This is a genomic window from Kiritimatiellia bacterium, from assembly GCA_028715905.1.
Taxonomy (GTDB): Bacteria; Verrucomicrobiota; Kiritimatiellia; order JAAZAB01; family JAAZAB01; genus JAQUQV01.
In genome coordinates, this window is the sequence record JAQUQV010000013.1 from 1 (window position 1) to 18,822 (window position 18,822).

The window sequence follows — 18,822 nt, forward strand, 5'->3', positions numbered from 1 at the left end:
CGGCCGGTTTGATTTTGGGGGGCGGCGGGGTAAAGACAAAAACGTCCAGTTCTTGCGCTGGAACGAGGTGCCGCCATAAAAAAGCCTGCATCCTGTCTTCCGCCGGCGCGGCGGCGCGGACGACCTCTTGCGTGCCGATAATCGCGCGGCCTTCTACGAGCAGGGGGACCGGCTCTATTGTCCCGGCCAGGCTGGTTTTCAACGCAACCCGCGCCACTTCCTGGGCGCCGCTGATGCGGCCGCTTAACGCAAATCCCTCCGGCGCGTTTTTCAGGGAGAGCTTGATTTCGCCGGCAAATCCGTCGCGCCGGACGGCACGGATGGTTACAGGGGAGGATCCTTTGTCGCGGATATTGACGCCGGAAGGCGTAACGCGCAAGGCGAAATCAGGCTGGGGCGCGCTGATGCGCAGGCGGTAGGCGTATTCATTTCCGCCTTTCTGCTGGGCGTCGCTTAACTGGACAAAGTAGACTCCGTTGGAAGGCAAGGCGGCGCGGATATAGGAATCCGCATGGTGCGTGTTCAGTCCCGAGCAGATGTCCTCGTAGTCGTCGTTTAATTCCAGGCAGTTGCCGGCGGCGTCAATGAGTTTCAGAATGGAATCCAGAGGGGAATCCAGACGGCGCGCCTTGACTTCCAGCACAATCTCGTCGCCGGCCCGGCCTTCAAAGCGGAACATGTCCCGGTTGCCGGGTGTTTCAATCCGGCCGTTAATAATAACGGGCGGCGTTACTTCCTGCGCGGAGGCGGGTGTATCGTGGATCCCTTTCTCAAAACATTCCGGCAGGGTGTCCAGGGCAAAAGGCAATGGATTGGAAAGCCCCCCCTTTTTTCCGCGCGCGGTGATTGCATGTGTGCCCGGTTCTTGCGCGGCAATATCGGGCGTTATGCTGTTTTCGGCTAGATTCCAGCCGTTGATTTCCACTGTTGTTTGTGTCCCCGCCCGCCCGCCGAGGGGGAAAATACTTGTCAGGAACGGAAGCTCGCCGATGGCAACGCGATAGACAAAATCCTCGCGGCCGCGGTAGACGGCGTCGTGGATGGCGAGGACATATTCGCCGTCGGCGGGCACTTCGTAAAGGATAACCGGGTCGGGCTTGAACCGGTAATCGTCATTATACGCCGCTTCCCTGCCCGCCGCATTGTAAAGCGTCAATACGGCCTGGAACCAGCCGGGGACGGCGTCGGCCAGATAAGGAATCAGTTCCCGCGCTTGGGCGCTGATGACCAGGCGCTGGCCCTTGCGCGCCCCGAAGCGGAACCGGTCAACGGTACCGGAATAAATCTGGCCGTTGAGAATGCAAGGCGTCTTTACGCGCGCCTCCGTGGCGTTATCTGCGTCGTCTGCATGTTTGTCCGGCGGCGACCGGTTTTCCGCCTCCGTTGCCGTCATCATCATCGTGTCCGCCATTTCCATGGCGTGTTCTTGTTTTTGAACGCGTTTTTTCATGCGGACGGTCTCCTGTTCCTTGCCGAGCACCTGTTGCGGACTGGTCGGCAGGGGCGGGGCTGCGAATTCTGGAAGCTGGCTCACATTAAAGACGAGCGGGTTTGAAATGCCGCGCGCGGTAACCAGCCTTATTTCTCGCCGGCCGGGCGCCGCATCGGATGCGATTGTTATCGCCACGATTACACGGTTGGCAATTGCCATGCTGGCCGGCCGGCGGACGTCCTCGCTGATGATTTTTTCAAGCTTTGCGATCAGTTTTTCTGTTTTTTCATCTGGTTTTTGAGCGGGCGTCTTTTTCAGCTCCTTCAGTTGTTCCCGCAAGAGCGCGATCTGCTGGTTGCTCAACATTTTGTTATACTCCACTATGCCGGCCCGGACGCCGGGGCCGGAGACATGCGCGCCGCAGACGCCGTCCAGAAACTGTCCGCCGATTGTTGCCTGGAAAGAGGCGCCCTGTCGTCCGCCGGCGGGATAAACAAAACCGATGTACGGCCGTTGCTGGGCGCACGCCGTTAACGCCGCGAGGACGACCAGTGCCGCGGCCGCGTATTGCCGGAATTCTTTCATTATAACTCCATGATTTCTTTCAGACGGCCGGCCGACTTCGCTCCTTTTTCGTCGGGCGCCAGCACGCGGGCGTCAAGCCCGAGGGGGTGGGGCAGTTTTGTATCGGTATCTATGCCGGCCAGATCATAGATGCTGCCGAGAAGGTCAATCGGATACACGGGCCGTTCCTTGATTTCCTCGCCTTTTTCATCCGAGGCGCCGACGATCCGGCCGCCCTTGAATCCGCCCCCGGCCACGAGGACGGAAAAGACATTGCCGTAATGTCCGCGCCCGCCGTTCCAGGGCGGCTGCCAGTCAACCTTCGGGGTGCGGCCAAACTCGCCGCAGCACCAGACGATTGTATCTTTCAGCAGACCGCGGTCGGACAAATCCTGAAGAAGCATGGCCAGCCCCTGGTCCAAATGCGGGCATTGCCGGCGCATGGTCTGGAAATGATTGGAGTGCGTATCCCATCCGCCGGGATAGTTGATGGTCACGTAAACGACGCCGGCTTCCACCAGCCGCCGCGCCATGAGGCAGTCCTGGCCGAAAGTATTGCGGCCATATCGGTTTCGCAATTCCGGATCTTCCCGGGAGAGATCAAACACGTCCTTGCCCTTGCCGAGAATAAGGTCATAGGCTTGCCGCTCGGCTTCCCGGGCAACCGCCAGTTCCGGATTGCCCTCCATGAGGTTGCCCATGGTGTTCATCTTCTGCAGAAATTCGCGCCGGGCTTTCTGGCGCTCGTCGCTGATGCCCCGGGCAACGACGCCTTCCACCTCAAAGCGGGACGCGTTCGGGTCGCCGCCCGTGGCAAAAGGCTTGTAACGCGAGCTTAAAAAACCCGATTCGGGAAATCTTCCCTGCGATTGCGTCAGCACCACATAGGGCGGAATCAGGCCTTTATAGCCAGCCTGGTATCCCTTAAGGAGCGCGAAAATGGCGCCGATGCACGGATAGGAAATCTGTTCGCCGGGCAGATGGCCGGTCTGCATCAGGTAGGCCGCCGTTTCATGGCCGTTGTTATGATGCGTCATGCTGCGGATGATGGAATATTTGTCGGCTTGCCTGGCCAGCGCGGGAAACAACTCGCTGATCTGTATTCCGTCCACGTTGGTCGGGAGCGTGCCCTTGAACTGACCGGTGTAGTCATAACCCGCGTTTGGTTTCGGGTCCCAGGTGTCCGTGTGCGACATTCCGCCCCATAAAAAAATTTGGATAACCGCCTTGGCTTTTTGACGGGGCTGGGTTTTTGCAACCTGCGCGGCGCTGACGGGAGCCGCAAAAGACAGTTTATCGGCCATGAAAAGGCCTGCCGCGAATATGAGACCGCGGCGCATGGCCTCGCGTCTGGATATTGACGCGCTGAAATCGCGAAAAATATCCGCCGGATCAAAACCGGAAAAATTGCGCTTTGTTTTGTTTTTAGCGCCCATATGTTTGATTCGTTCCTGTCATCCGCGTCCGGCCGGGCCGGAATTGTTTTTATCAATGACGGTAAAGAAATTCATCGCTGTTGATCAAAACCCAGGCGAGATCAATCCACGCCTCGCGTCCCTTTACCGCGCCCGCGCCGGCGTAGTCTGCCGCGATTTTTCGCTCGTCGTCCGTGGGGAAACGCGAAAGGATTGTCAGGTAAATGTTTTCCATGATTTCCCGCGGCGTCCGGCCGGTTTTGATGATTTTCTTGAGCTTGGGCCCCTGTTCCAGTTTGCGCTGGATATGGCTTGAATTAAGCATATGCATCCGTTGTATGGGCGAGGCCCGGTTAACGCGCTCGTTTTCCATGCCGGTGGCGCGCGCCGGCCGTCCGAACAACTCCAGGAAAGGGCTGGTGATGCTGCCGTCGGGCAGTGTGATTGCCCGTTTGTCTTCCGGAATGAAAGAGAACGGCTCCGGTATGGGACTGGTATAGAGTTCCGACGTTCCGGTAACCTTGTTGATCGCGTCAATCAATACCTCCGCGTCCAGCCGGCGCAGGGGATAAAAGGCGAAATTGGCCTCGGCCCCGGGGACGTCGGGCTTCGGGGGGATGGATGAAAACTGGTAGGTACTGGATTTCAGTATGAGCCGGCAGATGTGTTTCATGTCGTAGTTGTGCGCGGTAAATTCACTTTGCAGGAAGGCCAGTAATTCCGGATTGGAGGGCGGATTATCCGGCCGGATATCGTCGGGTTCATGGATAATGCCGCGTCCCAACAACCAGGCCCAGATGCGGTTTACGATGTTGCCGGTGAACCAGGCGTTCTTCGGCGTGATCAGCCAGTCGGCGAATATTTCCCTGGGGTCTTTGCCGGGGGGGATTCTTTTCAGCCTGGTCCCATCCGGGAAAACGGCTTCTTGCCGGAGCGCGCGGACTGTCTGCGTGGGCGCCGGCAAAGCCGTTTTTTCGCCGGTTTGCCGGGCGGCGTTGTTGGTTGAGATTTGGGATGCGGGTTGGCCGGTTGGCGCGGCCGGCTCTCTGTCCGGGTCCCGGAAAACAATTTCCTCCTTCCATTCGCGGGTGGGCTTGTAGGCGACCTGTGAGAAAAACGCGGCCATGCCGGCCAGGCGGTCTTTCGGCCAGCGATCCGTTCTTGCGCCCATAAATGCCAGAGCCACGCTCGCCGCTATGCCTTCCGGGGTCTTGTTCTGCATGGCGCGGTAAAAATTGACCTGGCCGACGCGGAAATTGCTTCCGCTGGACGTGAGCATTTCCCGAACGAACCGGCCGTAGGGTTTGTTGTCATGGAGCGAGACCCAGACCCAGCGGTGATACGCCTGGGCCGCGTTGGGCCAGAGGTTGACGGGGAACTCGGCCTTTATCTTGAGAATGTCGCCCCATTTCATCGCCCAGTAATCGGCAAACTCGCTCCGCTCCAACAGGCGGTCAACCAGAGCGCCGCGTTTGTCCGGGGTCTGGTCATGGATGAATTCGCGCGCCTCGTCCGCAGCCGGCAGGGTGCCGATCGTATCCAGGAATACGCGGCGGACAAATACGGCGTCGGAGCAGAGGGGGGGGGGCGGGATGCGCAGTTTTGACAGATTGCGGCTGACGATTCTATCAATCCGGCTTTCCGGGGTCGCGCTGGCCGGACTTTCAAAAACATCCCTGTCCGCCGCCAGGACTGCGTTGTTCGCCAGGGCTGCCAGGAGAAGAACAACCGTGAGAATTAAAGGCTTCATGCGGAGATGTTAAACACGCCGATTTTTTCAGAATGTTAGCTGAAACACGGGGCGAACACAAGGACAATCGCTTTCAGGGGAATTGCGTTTCCACTTGATTTATTTTCGCGTGCCCTTCATACTTTTACCCGTTCTGATCCCTTGGCTTTGCAATTGCTTGAGAATCGCCCAATTTGGGCGTTAACGGAAAGATAACACAATGAATGGAAACGCTTCGGAATTAAGGAAAAAACATCCATTTACAAATCCCGCGGTGATTGACAAGGGGCCAATATTCGGTTTGGGGTATCGTCCGCCCTGGCGGCTTGGCAATGTTTGCCAGGCGCGTTTCGCCGCCGGACACGGGCTCAATGTCATGCTTGCCCAGCAGTCGGCGCGGGAAATTGAACGGACCGGACGCTCGTTTCAAGATGTTATTGACAGCGCCACGGTCAGCGCTTTTGAGGCCGGGCTGCAACGGCCCTGGGGGGCGGACGGCGATCATTTGCGGAATGAACAAGAGGTAACCGCCGCCGCGGAGGCCGGTTGCACCCATTTTACCTACGATGTCACCGCCGAGCTGGAAAAGGGGTTTGACGCCGTCGTGGAAAAAGCCGGCAAACTTTACGGATTGACGCGCGCAATAAGAGGCGCAGGATGTTTCACGGCCGAAATTTCCCTGGACGAGGGCGAGACGACCACCGACGTTGCGGAAATTGTCAGGCTGGTGTCGGCCTTGAAATCAAAGCAAATTCTGATCAACGAAATCGCCCCGCGTTTCCCCGGTTATTTTGAAAAGGCAATTGATTATTACGCGGAGATCGCGGGCGGCAAAAAAAACAAGGATACGGGCGCTTTTGAGGCTTATCTGAAGGAAATCGCCGCGGCCGCCGCGGAAAACAACTTCCGGGTATGCGTCCACTCCGGCAGCGACAAGTTTTCAATTTATCCCATTGTGGCGCGCGTCTTGAAAAATAATTTTCATTTAAAAACCGCCGGGACATATTACCTTGAAGACTTGAAAATAGTCGCCCGCCATGACAAGCAGTTTTTCATGGATATTTTCGGCTTTTCCCTGGCGCAATTCAACAAGGACCGCGCCACTTATGAATTGAGCTGCGCGCCCGAAAAAATCCCCGATCTGGCGAAATCAAGCGGGGATGAAATCTCCGGCCTGCTGCAATCCGGCGCCGGCAATGACGATTTGCGCCAGGCGCTGCATGTTACCTACGGCTCGGTGCTGACCGCCCGCGGAGAGACCGGGCGCCTTTTGTTCGCGGATAAAATTGAAAACATTTTGCGCGCAAACTCCGCCGAATACGAGTCGGAAATGCGGGCGCACCTTGAACGCCATTTTTCGGCGTTTTTGGCTGGAAACAAGAAATGATTTGGCATATTTATACCGGGCAAGGGTAACCCATTCCGTTACAGTCCGGCCGGCGGCCGGACCGGCGCGGGAAACCCGCCCGCGCCCAAAGGGCGCTTTGCGACCGCAAACAAAATACAAAGAAAGTGGGAGGGGAGGGCGTTATGAAAAGATACATCTGCAACGTGTGCGGCTACGTTTATGATCCTAAACTCGGCGATCCGGAGCACGGCGTCAATCCGGGAACCGAATTCAAGGATTTGCCGGATTCCTGGACCTGCCCGGAGTGCGGCGTCGGCAAAGACGAGTTTTCGCCGGAACAGTAATGATAAAAATCATAAAGGAGGCAAAAAGTCATGGAACTGAAGGGAAGCCAGACTGAAAAAAACATTCTGACGGCTTTTGCGGGGGAGTCGCAGGCCAGGAACCGTTACAATTATTTTGCAGGCCAGGCCAGAAAAGACGGGCTCATGCAGATCATGGACATTTTTGAGGAGACCGCCCTCCAGGAAAAGGAACACGCCCATCGCCTCTTCAAGCTCTTGAAAGGCGGCGAGGTTGAAATTTTCGCGGCGTTTCCGGCCGGCGGGCTTGGGCCCACTCTGCAGAATCTCAAGGCCGCCGCGGCCGGCGAGCACTACGAATGGACGGAAATGTATCCCGGTTTTGCGGAGGTTGCCCTCAAGGAGGGTTTTGAAGAAATTGCGAAGATATTCCAATCCATCGCCATTGCCGAAAAACAACACGAAAAGCGCTATCTTGGTCTGGCGGTCAATATAGAAAAGGGCAGGGTTTTCAAGCGGGAAACCCCCGTGGTCTGGCGCTGCCGCAATTGCGGATATCTGCATGCCGGCAAAGATACGCCGGAACTTTGCCCGGCCTGCGCCCATCCGCGCGCTTATTATGAATTGTTGGCGGAAAACTGGTAGTTTGTCCGCTCACGGCCTGTGCCCGCCAAGGTCGGAACGTGGCGGCGGAAGATATTGCCGGTTTGTAACACTGCGCGCAATACCGCGGCGGCTAAAGGTTTTTCCGGAATCCGGAATCCAGAATGAAGAAGACCGGAACACTATTTGCCGTTTTATTTCAAGCCGTGTGGCTTGCTTTCTCTGCTATCGCGGCCGACGAATCTTTCCTGTTTGACGCCGTGTTGGTGGCGGGGGAGGCCGGCGAAACCCGGCTGGCCGTTCAGGCCGGTATTCCTGCCGGACACAAGCTTTACGCCGATCAGTTCCGCGTGGAAGCCGCCGCGCCGTATAAAATTATCCCCCTTTCCCTGCCGGCGCCGCGCAAGGAACAGGATGTTTTGTCAGGCGGGGAAAAACAGGTCTACGACCGGTCGTTTACCGCCGTTTATCTGGTTGAAAATTTCACGAACGGACCGGTTAATATTAAAATTTCATATCAGGGGTGCGATCAAGCCGTCTGTTTTCTTCCTGCCGAAAAAAAAATCAGTCTGGATCCAACCCGTTCCCCGCCGGAGCTGAAAACCGCCGTTGTTGCCATGCGAGCCGGGAATGAACATCCGGAATGGCTTTCAGCATTCAAGCGCAATTACAAAATTGCCGCGGTTCGTTCGGGGTATATGTCCGCCCGCGATTTTTTGTCGTTTCTGGATTCACCGGCAAAAAGCAAAGCGGAACCCGATTCCATTCAAAAGACCTGGCGGTCCGGGCGGGTCTGGATCAGCATGTTCCTGATGATTTTGGGCGGCCTGGCGCTTAACCTGACGCCCTGCGTGCTGCCCCTTATCCCCGTCAACCTTGCGATTATCGGCGCGGGTATCCGGACAGCGTCCGCCCGGCAGGGATTTCTGCGGGGCATGCTCTATGGCCTTGGAATTGTGCTGGCTTACGGCGGTCTTGGTCTGGCAACGGTTTTGACGGGCGCGCAGTTTGGCGCGCTCAACGCCTCTGGCTGGTTCAACCTGGCGGTCGCCGCCGTTTTTTTAATTCTGGGATTGGCGCTTTTGGATGCGTTCATGATTGACTTTTCAAGGTTTCAGAACCGTTTCCATTTGAAGAAAGGGCAGGGGATGTTTTTTATTCCGTTTTTGGGGGCCGTATCGGCCCTGCTGGCGGGCGCTTGCGTGGCGCCGGTGGTGATTGCCGTGCTCCTGCTGGCAACGGATTTATACGCGCAGGGTCAGGCGGCCGGACTTTTTATGCCGTTTTTCCTGGGGCTGGGCATGGCCTTGCCCTGGCCGTTTGCCGGGGCGGGGCTTTCTTTTCTTCCCAAACCCGGCAAGTGGATGGCACGGGTCAAGCATGTCTTTGCGGCGGTTATACTGCTGGCATCGGTTTACTATTTTTACATGGGCGCGAAATTGCTTTCTGCCGGATATAATTTTCCGGCGGACGCCGGGCGCGGCGCGGCGGCCCTTGTCCGCGATGCGGATGGCAAATGGCTGGATTTTCCGGAAGGTTTGGCGGCGGCGGACAGGGAGCAAAAGCCGGTCCTGATTTATTTCTGGGCAACCTGGTGCAAAAGCTGCCGGACAATGAGCGCAACGACGCTTAAGTATCCGCTGGTTGAGAAAAGGATGAATGATTTCATCCTGATAAAATACGATGCGGAAAATCCAGCGGACGAGGCAACAAAAACAATTCTGCGCGAATTCGGCGTGCTGGGCCTGCCGACTTTTGTGGTGCTGTCGCCGGCGGCGCAGGACGGATAGATTTTTTGCGTGCGCCAGTGTTTAAAGAGACCGGCTTTTCAGGCTTGTTTGCCGCATGCGGATTTGGCATACTGGGCATCATGTTTGATATTGTTTTCCGCCGTTTTGAGAGTCTTTCCGCTCTGGATACCGCGGTGGCCGCACTGCTCCGGCATCATTTTGAGCGTGAATATCCCTGCCATCATGCCGTTATGCTTGCCGGCGGCAAAACCCCTTTCGGCGCGTATCGCATTGTGGCCGGTTCAAAATGCGTTGTTTCCCGCGGCCTGCGGGTTTTCGTCAGCGATGAGCGCCTGGTGCCGATAACATCGCCGGAAAGCAATTGCGGAAATATGCGTTTCATGTTTGAGGCTTTGGGCCTTGCGGAGAGCCAGATTATCGGCGTCAGCCCGGATTTGCAGCCGGAATTGGCGGCCGAGCGATACGACCGGGCTCTGCGCGCTTTTTTTAACGGCGGCGGGATCATTCCGCTCGGCCTGCTCGGCCTGGGCGCCGACGGGCATACCGCCTCGCTTTTTTCCCGGGAAGACCTGGCGCGCGGCCGCGGGCGCTACGCCATTGCGTCTGCCGGGCCCGGGGGAGTTAGGCGCGTGAGTGTCAGCGTTGACATGCTTGCCAGGATTCAACAAGTGATTTTTGTCGCGGCCGGCCAGGATAAGGAGGCGATAGCTGGCAAATTGCGCAATTGTCCCGCCAAGGTAACGGCTGGGCTGGCGGCGGCCGGGATTAAAATGAAACAATTGTGGTTTGCGGCGTAATTCTGCTTGCAAAAGCAGCCTTTTGCAAGCGGCTCAATGAAATAAACAACTGCTGTGAAACGTCAGCACTGATACAAGGAGATGATTTGCATGAAATTTTTCAAGTCGTCCGATTTGATTGAAATACTGACCCCGAAACAGGATGCGCCGGATTTTGAAACCGACTTGCGCACTTTTGGCGAACGCTATAAAAAAATCATGGATCACAACGGCGTGGCTTCCATCACCGACAACCCGCTGGGCAACCTTCACTTTGCCGCGCCGGAAGTGCTTTCCTATCTTTCCCTGGAAATTGACCCGGAACTATGCCTCATCCATCTCAACACTTTTCACGCCAAAAAAGATTTGGACGCTCTGCTGACCCAGGCGAAAGAGATGGGGGTCCGTTACCTGCTTTGCGTCAGCGGCGACGGCAGCCAGCGCCTGGCCCGGCTGGCTCCGTCCGACCTCGGCGTAAACGTTGAGACGGTTACTTCCGTGGAACTGCTCGCTTACATTGAAAAGGCCTACGGCGGCCATTTCATCTGCGGCGCAGCCTTCAACCATTACGAGCCGGTTGAACATGAAATGCTGAAAATGAAGCGCAAGATTGCCGCCGGCGCAAAATTTATCATTACCCAGCCGGTGATCGGGCGCAACGAACTGGTCTTGAGCCTTTCGCAATTCGGCGTGCCGGTCTTTGCCGAGGCCTGGATGACCAAAAGAATTGACCTGCTCCAGCAGTGCCTCGGCTCAGAAGTTACCGGATTGCCGGTGGTATACGACCCCCTTGCCAATCTGCAGGTTTTGCGGGAAAGTTATCCGGATTACGGAATTTACTATTCATTGCTCGGCTTTAAACGCGACTGGAACGGCATTATCATAAAACGGGAGGCCCAATGAAAAAAAAGGAAATCAGGAAAAACATTCATGTGCTGCCGTGCGTTGACTGGCACCGGAGGTTGTTTGATGCGTTGATTCCGCTTCCCGACGGCACCAGCTACAACGCTTATCTTGTCCGCGGAAATGAAAAAACGGCCCTGATTGACGCGGCCGATCCGGTTATGGCCGGCGAATTGATGTCCCAGCTTTCCGATGTTGAAAAAATTGATTACATCATTTCCAATCACGCCGAGCAGGACCATTCCGGCCTGATCCCGGTTGTGGCGGCCAAGTATCCGCAGGCGGAAGTGATTGCATCGGTCAAGGGGCGGGGCATGCTGGCGGATCACCTTGCCATTTCTGAAAACAGGATCCGCGCCGTTCAGGACGGCGAAACGATCGGTTTGGGCGGCCGGACGCTGAAATTTGTTTACACGCCCTGGGTCCATTGGCCCGAAACCATGACGACATATCTGGTTGAGGAGAAAATTCTTTTCAGCTGCGATTTTTTCGGATCGCACCTCGCGGCTTCCGGCGTCTTTGTCGCCGATGAAGGCGCGGTCTGCGAGGCCGCCAAGCGCTATTACGCCGAGATCATGATGCCGTTCCGCCAAATCATCGCCGGCAACCTTGAAAAACTGAAGGCGCTTGAAATTGAAATCATCGCGCCAAGCCACGGGCCTCTGTCCCGGCGACCGGCGTTTATCATGGATGCCTACCGCGACTGGGTCTCCGGGCCGCCGCGCAACCTGGCCGTCATACCCTTCATTTCCATGCACGGAAGCACCGCCAGAATGGTGAATTTCCTGGCCGGCGAACTGGCCGGGAAAGGGGTGGCGGTCCAGCCGTTTGACCTGGCCGTAACCGACATCGGCAAACTGGCGATCGCCCTGGTGGACGCCGCCACCATCGTGATCGGGACCCCGACCGTTCACGTCGGGCCGCACCCGGTCGTGAGTTACGCCGCCGGTTTGGCCAATGCGCTCAGGCCCAAGGCGAAATTCGCCTCGGTCATCGGGTCTTACGGCTGGAGCAGCAAGGCCGTTGAAACGATCGCCGGCCTGATCCCGAATCTGAAGGTGGAAATATTGAAGCCGGTCATGTGCAAGGGCCTGCCGCGCGAGTCTGATTTTGCCGCGCTTTCCGCCCTGGCCGAAAACATAGCCGCCAAACACGGCGAATTAAAACTGAAATAAGCGGTATCCCGTGATCCTGAAAGGTTGTTTGCATAATGGCCGCATTTGGAGGAGGATAAAACCATGATCAAAGTCCTGATTGTCTACGCGACCGATTACCAGAACACTTTAAAAATGGCGGAGGCGGCCGCCGCCGGCGTTAATTCCGTCCCGGATTGCCAGGCGCTTCTGAAGCCGGCCGAGCAGGCCGCCGCGGATGACCTGGCCGCCTGCGATGCGCTGATCCTGGGCACGCCAGTGCACATGGGAAGCCCTGACTGGAGGGTGAAAAAATTTATTGACGGCGTTTGCAGCCAGGCCTGGATGAAAGACGCCGGCGTGGGGAAAGTCGGGGGAGTCTTTGCGACTGGCAGCGGTTATGGCGGCACCGGCGGCGGCGCCGAAGTCACCATGCTGGCCATGCTGAACAACCTGGCCGAGTTGGGCATGATCCTGATTCCTCTCCCTAAATCAACTCCCGGCTATGCCGGAGCGGGTTTGCAATGGGGGCCGTGCGCCAGGACCGCCTCGTCCAGTTTTGAACAAACCGGCGTATCCGAAGACGCGCTCATGGTCGCAAAAAATCACGGCGCCAATATTGCCCGCGTGGCGGCCGCGCTGTCCGGCGCAAAAATTTTTACCGCTGGTCCGTTAACCATTCCGGAAAAATAATTCTTTTCACCATCGGGCGTTTTTGTGTATATTGCCTCCCGGTAATCTTTTAGCCATTTACAGAAAGAATGACAGGATAACAGGATTATCCAGTAAATCACGATGTGCGCTTTTACGCGCCATCCGGTGTTGGTTTGTCCAGTCGGATCCGGACGGAATGGGATGGTCCGAGTTCAGGTTTCTTTACGCTCAGGCAGACTCAATGTTGTCCAAATAAGATCAGACAAAAAAATATCTGGATTTACAAGATAAAAAACCTATCCTGTTATCCTGTCAAAATTCTTCTACGGATAGCTAAATGGATGCGCCTCCCGCTGGAAAGTTTTTTTATGAATGAAGAATTGAAAGACCGAATCGCCCGGGTCGCGGCCGGCATTGAAGAAATGCGGGGTTATCTTTGACGTTTCCGGGCGTCAGAAAACACTGCGGGATCTTGAATTAAAAATGGCCGCGCCCGGATTCTGGAACGACCAGCCCGCCGCCCGGGCCGTAATTGACGAGGCCAACCGTCACCGCCTTGTTTTGAATCCGTTCAAGGAATTGGAAACACGGCTGGCGGATTGTTCCCTTTTGCTTGAGATGGCGGAAGCGGAGCATGATGAAAAACAGCGCGCGTCCGTTCTGGCGGAAATCGCGCGCGACCTGGAAGCGCTGGAGCGGGACTATGCCAAGCGCGAGTTTGAATCCCTCTTTGACGGCCGAATGGACTCCCGGAACGCCTATTTAAGCCTCCATGCCGGCGCCGGCGGCACGGAAGCCTGCGATTGGGCGGCCATGCTGCTGCGCATGTACCGCCGCTATTGCGAAAGCCGCGGTTTTGAGGTGAGCATCATGGACATGATGCCGGGCGACGAGGCCGGCATCAAAAGCGTTACGTTCCTGGCGTCCGGGCCGCATGCGTACGGCTATTTCTCCGCCGAGCGCGGGGTGCACCGCCTGGTGCGCATCAGCCCCTTTGACGCCAACAAGCGGCGGCACACCTCCTTCGCCTCGCTGGATGTCATTGCCGAAATTGCCGAGGATATTGAAGTGGAAATCAAGGAGGGCGATTTGCGCGTGGATACTTTCCGTTCCGGAGGGGCCGGCGGCCAGCACGTGAATAAGACCGATTCCGCCATCCGCATCACGCACCTGCCGACCGGCATCGTGGTCGCCTGCCAGTCAGAGCGTTCTCAGCATGCCAACCGCACCAAGGCGATGAAGCTGCTGCGCGCGCGGATTTATGAATTCATGCAGGACCAGAAACGCCAGGAGATGGAAAAATTTTACGGTGAAAAGGGGGAGATCGCCTGGGGCCGCCAGATCCGTTCCTATGTTCTCCAGCCGTATACGCTCGCCAAGGACCACCGCACCGGGGTGGAATGCGGAAACGTTATGAATGTGCTTGAAGGCAACCTGGATTTGTTTATCCTTCCCTATATTAAATTCAAAAGAAGGAAAACAGGGGCAAAAAAAGAAGGCACAAAGTAGGATGTCAATCAACAGCATGACCGGACACGGCGTCGGCGAGGTTTTTTTCAAAGGCGCCCGGGTCATAATGGAAATCAGTTCGCTGAATCACCGCCAGTTTGACCTGCGGCTTGATCTGCCGCCTTGTCTCGCAAGCCTGGAGATGGAAATGCGCCGGCAAATCCACGCCGTTCTGGCGCGGGGCTCGGTGGCGTGCCGCGGCCATGTTGTTTCGGGCGGGAAAATATCCGTTCAACGGATCGCGTTTGATCATGGCCTGGCGCGGCAGTGTTTTCAAGAGGCGCGCCGCGCCGCGCGCCAATATAAAGCGCCGGATGATTTCGGCGTCAGCTCGCTTTTTAATATTCCGGGAGTAGCCAGGATAATTCCCGCGGATGGAAGCGCCGTGGAATTGAAAAAACCGGCGTTGCGCGCCGTCCGCCGGGCCTTGCGGCAATTGCGCCGCATGCGCGTCTTTGAAGGGCGGGCACTGGAACGCGAAATGCGCCGCCGCCTGCGCGCGCTGGAAACAATGCTGGCCGGCATTGCGCGCCGCCGCCCTGCGGCCGCGCGCCAATACAAGGGACGCATCCGGACGCTGCTAACTTCGGCGGCGGAAAACGCCGGCAACAAGAAAATATTGCGCGACATTCTCGCGCTTGCCGAGCGCGGCGATATTGCCGAAGAACTGGAACGCTCGCGGAGCCATTTTGCGCAGTTTAAAGAACTTCTGGCAGGGAAGTGTCCGGCCGGACGCACGCTGGATTTTTTGGTTCAGGAGCTGATGCGCGAAATCAACACCATCGGCGCCAAGTCAAATGATTGCGCAATTTCAAATCTGGTGGTAAAGTACAAATCAGAGCTTGAATCCATTCGCGAACAGGTTCAGAATATAGAATGACGATTGCAAAAGACAAGCCGCTCTTGATGGTTGTTTCCGCCCCTTCGGGCGCAGGCAAGACCACGCTCTGCGACCTGCTCCTGAAGGAGTTCCAGCACATGACCCGTTCCATTTCTTGTACCACCCGCGAAAAACGCCCGGGCGAAACACATGGCCGCGATTATTATTTCATCACTTTGCAGGAATATGAGAAATGCCTGCAGCGCGGCAAATTCCTTGAGTCGGCCGTTGTGCACGGCCACCACTATGGGACGCCCCGCGCGCCGGTTTTGGCGGCCCTGGCATCCGGCCGGGACGTGCTGCTGGTAATTGACGTGCAAGGCGCCGGAATTATCCGCAATTGCATAAAAAAAGGCTCCCATAAAGGCCTGAAAGCGGCCTTTGCGGATGTTTTCATTGTGCCGCCCAGCGTCGGTGAATTGAAAAAGAGGCTTTTAAAACGCGGGAAGGACCACCCCGATGAAATTAGAACCAGGTTAAAGAACGCCGCGCGGGAAATGAAGGCCGGACGTTTTTTTCGGTATATGGTGGTTAACGACCGGCTGGAACAGGCTTACAAACAACTGCGCGCAATCGTCATTGCCGAACATTGCCGGAATGTAAAGTCCGCTTAAATTTGCGGCGCGGCATGATGCGCTTCAATGACCCGCGCGCGCCGGTTTTTTACCGAAACTCATGCCCGACGGATTTTTGCGCCGGACAGCACCTGTTGCAGGGCGCGCAGGCAGCGCTTGTTTTCCGCGGGACGGCCCACGGTGATGCGGATGTATTCCGGCAGATTATAGCCGTCCATGGGACGGACAATAACCTGCTTTTTCTGCATTTCATTGAAAATTTTGCGTCCGTTGCCGACCTTGACCAGCATGAAATTGGCGGCCGAAGGAATGTATTCAATGCCGCTCCGCCTGAATTCATCTTCAAAGAAACGAAGCCCTTCTCCGACCATTTGCCGCGTTTTGGCGACGAAAACGTCGTCTTTGAGGGCGGCCGCCGCGGCGGCCAGCGCCATGGCGTTGACGTTGAACGGCTGGCGTATTTTTGCCATCATTTCAATTCCTTCGGCCGGCGCGATTGCGTAACCGACCCGCAGGCCGGCCAGCCCGTAAGTCTTTGAAAAAGTGCGCAAAACAATTACCTTGCGCCCCGCGCGCACATAACGCAGAGTGTCGGGCTGCTGCGCCGGCGGGAGCAATTCAAGGTAAGCCTCGTCCAGAACGACAACCGCGTGCGGCGGCGCCTTTTCCATAAAGGCGTGCAGTTCATCGGGTTTGACCATGGTGCCGGTGGGATTGTTCGGATTGGCGACAAAGACGACTTTTGTGCGCGGGGTGACGGCCGCGCGCATGGCCCTGAGGTCGTGCGTGAAATCGCGCATCGGAACGATCACCGGCCGCGCCTCAAACATTTCAACAATCAACCGGAAAATGGCGAAGGCGTGGTCGGAGATCACGGCCTCCGCTTCGCGGTCCAGAAAAACATGGCCGATGAACTCAATGATTTCGTTGCTGCCGTTGGCGATTAAAATCTGGTCCGGCTGGATGCGCAGTTTTTCCGCCAGGGCGTTGCGCAGGTAAAAGGCGCCGCTGTCGGGATAGCGGTGCATTTGCGCGGCGGCTTTTTTCATGGCGCGCACCGCCCGCGGCGAGGGCCCCAGCGCGTTTTCGTTGGAGGCCAGTTTGATGATATTCTCCGCGTTGTCAAATCCGAGTTCGCGGGCCGCTTCCTCAATCGGTTTGCCGGTTTCATACCGGCCGAGTTTTGTCAGCCATTTCTTGGCGATGGTTTTCATGTTAAACCGTTTTTTTCGGGTGAATTTTGCGCGCTTTGCGTGTAAAATTCAGGTAAGACATACAATCCGTTCTGGTTGTGTCGGCGTTGGACGCGTTCAATATTGAAAGTTTCTTCTGTCTTTTCATTCCACCGCTTTCGGATAAGCCCCCAGCACCGTCAGCAAAAGGCAGTTTTTATGCAGTTCATGCAGGGCTTTCCGGACCTTTACGTCGTCCGGATGGCCTTCAATATCAACGAAGAACAGATATTCCCATGCTTTCAGGCGGCTGGGGCGCGATTCAATCCTGGTCATATTGAGATTGTATTTTCTGAAAGCGCCGAGCGCCCGGTGGAGCGAACCGGCATGGTGTTTGACCGAGAAGAGCAGGGATGTTTTGTCGGCGCCGGTCTTCTGGGCGGGCGATTTGCCGATGACAAAAAAACGGGTCATGTTGCCGCTGACGTCCTGGATGTCGGCGGCCAGTATTTTCAGGCGGTAGAACTCGGCGGCCAGCCGGCCAGCGATTGCCGCGGCGTGTTTGTCGCGCGCCGCAATTTCCGCCGCGCGCACGGTGCTGGCGGCGGGGATCTGTTCCGCCTGCGGCATTTCCTCGCGCAGCCACTTCCGGCACTGGCCGAAAACATTGGGATGAGTGAAAATACGTTTGACCTTGTTGCACGTTCCGGATGCGAGCAGATAATGGGAGACGGGCTGATAAATTTCCGCGCAGATTTTCAAAGGCGTATCCGCGAACCGGTCAAGCGTGCTGGCAACCGCGCCTTCAGTTGAGTTTTCAACGGGAACCACGCCGTAATCGGATTCTTCCCGCTGGACGCAATCAAACACGTCGTCAATGGTCTCGCAGGGGCGATAAGCGACGCTTTCCCCGAAACGCCGCAGGGCGGCCTGGTGGGAGAACGTGGCGGGGGGGCCGAGATAAGCCACCTTGATGTTTTTTTCCAGCGCCAGCGCGGCCGACATGATTTCCCTGTAAATTGACGCAAGGGAAGACGAGGAGAGCGGGCCGCGGTTGACCCGGGCGACATTATTCATGACGGCCTTTTCGCGGGACGGAACATAGGTTTCCGCGCGCGCGCGGTTTTTCGCTTTCCCGATGGCCAGGACCAGTTCGGCCCGCCGGTTCAGGAGCCGGACGATTTCCCGGTCAAGACCGTCAATTTGCTTGCGTGATTCTGATATTTTCTTAATTTTCATTTGATTGTTTTGGAATGTTTGCGCCGGTTTGGTTTTCCGTTTCCGCCTGCGTCTGTTCGGTCGGAAGCGGGGGGGGGTGACCGGGTTGTTCGCTCTCATTTCCGCTGTCTTTATCTTTTTCGTCATCCTTGTTCTCTTCTTCAAAATCTTCCCCGATTGGTTTTTCCCGGCCGGCTTTCCGGCGGTCGGCCCGTATTTTTTCATCCTCCCTGCGGCGCAGTTGTTCAATCCCCGGCAAATGGGAGATGCTCTGGAGGCCGAAGTGTTCCAGGAAAAGCTGGGTGGTGCCGTAAAGCATGGGATGGCCGGGCAGTTTACTGCGGCCGGCGATCTTTATCAACTGGCATTCCAGCAGATGGCGCACGATATTGTCAATGTTAACTCCGCGCACGCTTTCAATTTCGGCCCGGGTGACGGGCTGGCGGTAGGCGATAATCGCCAGGGTTTCCAGGGCCGGCTTTGAGAGACGGCTGGGCCGGCCGGCGTTCAACAGCCGGCGCAGCCAGGGGCCGCATTCCGGATCGGTTTGCAGGCGGAATCCGCCGGCCACCTCGGCCAGGTGAATGCCGCATGCGCTTTGAATCAGGTCAATTTTTATCTGTTCCAGCGCGGCGCAGATTTCGCTTTCCTTTATGCCGGCAAACTGGCGGCAGGCCTGGTCGTTCTCCTCTTCGGCGGTTTGGGTGAAAATTTTTTTCAGGTCGGCGGCGGCGGCCGGTTTTCTGGCGGCCAGAAGCATGGCGCCGATTATCTTTTTGAGCGTCAATTGTCTGTCGGGAGTCAAGGCATTCGTGTTCATTTGAGTTTCCTGTTCTGTTCCGTCTGCTGACTTCTGCT

17 protein-coding genes are annotated in these 18,822 nt (G+C 56.7%); 11 read left to right on the forward strand and 6 right to left on the reverse strand.

The genetic code is table 11. From position 1 onward, the window contains the following. From PHP98_04200 to PHP98_04210, 3 genes are all read right to left on the reverse strand, one after another. A partial coding sequence (locus PHP98_04200; protein ID MDD5482835.1) for a hypothetical protein occupies positions 1-2,017 on the reverse strand: 2,017 nt, incomplete at its 3' end. Next, a complete protein-coding gene (locus PHP98_04205; GenBank protein MDD5482836.1) occupies positions 2,017-3,432 on the reverse strand; it encodes a DUF1501 domain-containing protein in 1,416 nt (471 codons plus the stop codon). The genes PHP98_04205 and PHP98_04200, both read right to left, overlap by 1 nt. A gap of 52 nt (positions 3,433-3,484) precedes the next feature. Continuing rightward, positions 3,485-5,161: a DUF1553 domain-containing protein gene (locus PHP98_04210; protein ID MDD5482837.1), complete on the reverse strand. Its 1,677-nt coding sequence runs from the start codon at positions 5,159-5,161 to the stop codon at positions 3,485-3,487. A gap of 199 nt (positions 5,162-5,360) precedes the next feature. On the opposite strand from PHP98_04210, the gene PHP98_04215 reads away from it, so the two are divergent. The 11 genes from PHP98_04215 (at position 5,361) to gmk (ending at position 15,613) form a co-directional block, all read left to right on the forward strand. Further along, positions 5,361-6,527 (forward strand): tagaturonate epimerase family protein, encoded by a 1,167-nt coding sequence (locus PHP98_04215; protein ID MDD5482838.1) that lies wholly within the window; start codon positions 5,361-5,363, stop codon positions 6,525-6,527. 143 nt (positions 6,528-6,670) lie between these two features. After that, positions 6,671-6,832, forward strand: a complete 162-nt coding sequence (locus PHP98_04220) for a rubredoxin (GenBank protein ID MDD5482839.1) — start codon at positions 6,671-6,673, stop codon at positions 6,830-6,832. 30 nt (positions 6,833-6,862) lie between these two features. Beyond that, positions 6,863-7,435, forward strand: a complete 573-nt coding sequence (locus PHP98_04225; GenBank protein ID MDD5482840.1) for a rubrerythrin family protein — start codon at positions 6,863-6,865, stop codon at positions 7,433-7,435. Positions 7,436-7,557: 122 nt separating this feature from the next. Continuing rightward, positions 7,558-9,183 (forward strand): cytochrome c biogenesis protein CcdA, encoded by a 1,626-nt coding sequence (locus tag PHP98_04230; GenBank protein MDD5482841.1) that lies wholly within the window; start codon positions 7,558-7,560, stop codon positions 9,181-9,183. A gap of 80 nt (positions 9,184-9,263) precedes the next feature. Further along, the gene (locus PHP98_04235) at positions 9,264-9,941 is read left to right on the forward strand and encodes a 6-phosphogluconolactonase (protein MDD5482842.1); all 678 of its coding nucleotides are present in this window, start codon (positions 9,264-9,266) and stop codon (positions 9,939-9,941) included. Between the two features lie 90 nt (positions 9,942-10,031). Then, entirely contained in the window at positions 10,032-10,823 is a 792-nt protein-coding gene (locus PHP98_04240) for a methylenetetrahydrofolate reductase (protein ID MDD5482843.1), read from the forward strand. After that, positions 10,820-11,998 carry an FprA family A-type flavoprotein gene (locus tag PHP98_04245; GenBank protein ID MDD5482844.1) on the forward strand — a complete coding sequence of 393 codons (1,179 nt, stop codon included), beginning with the start codon at positions 10,820-10,822 and terminating at the stop codon, positions 11,996-11,998. The genes PHP98_04240 and PHP98_04245 overlap by 4 nt, the downstream gene beginning before the upstream one ends. Positions 11,999-12,061: 63 nt before the next feature. Then, entirely contained in the window at positions 12,062-12,649 is a 588-nt protein-coding gene (locus PHP98_04250; GenBank protein MDD5482845.1) for an NAD(P)H-dependent oxidoreductase, read from the forward strand. A gap of 329 nt (positions 12,650-12,978) precedes the next feature. Further along, a protein-coding gene (prfB, locus tag PHP98_04255) for a peptide chain release factor 2 (protein MDD5482846.1) occupies positions 12,979-14,119 on the forward strand; the annotation gives its coding sequence in 2 pieces (ribosomal slippage) (positions 12,979-13,047 and positions 13,049-14,119; 1,140 coding nt in all). A 1-nt stretch (position 14,120) separates the two neighbouring features. Next, on the forward strand, positions 14,121-14,999 hold the full coding sequence (locus PHP98_04260) for a YicC family protein (protein MDD5482847.1): 879 nt from the start codon (positions 14,121-14,123) through the stop codon (positions 14,997-14,999). Further along, complete coding sequence (gene gmk / locus PHP98_04265; protein ID MDD5482848.1) at positions 14,996-15,613, forward strand: guanylate kinase; 618 nt, start codon at positions 14,996-14,998, stop codon at positions 15,611-15,613. The genes PHP98_04260 and gmk overlap by 4 nt, the downstream gene beginning before the upstream one ends. Before the next feature lie 59 nt (positions 15,614-15,672). Here the strand turns inward: gmk and hisC are convergent, their stop codons facing one another. From hisC to scpB, 3 genes are all read right to left on the reverse strand, one after another. Next, entirely contained in the window at positions 15,673-16,788 is a 1,116-nt protein-coding gene (gene hisC, locus PHP98_04270) for a histidinol-phosphate transaminase (protein MDD5482849.1), read from the reverse strand. 123 nt (positions 16,789-16,911) lie between these two features. After that, the gene (pheA, locus tag PHP98_04275; protein MDD5482850.1) at positions 16,912-17,985 is read right to left on the reverse strand and encodes a prephenate dehydratase; all 1,074 of its coding nucleotides are present in this window, start codon (positions 17,983-17,985) and stop codon (positions 16,912-16,914) included. After that, positions 17,975-18,784, reverse strand: coding sequence for an SMC-Scp complex subunit ScpB (gene scpB, locus PHP98_04280; protein ID MDD5482851.1), 810 nt, complete (start codon positions 18,782-18,784; stop codon positions 17,975-17,977). Before scpB ends, pheA begins: the two co-directional genes overlap by 11 nt. Positions 18,785-18,822: the final 38 nt, after the last annotated feature.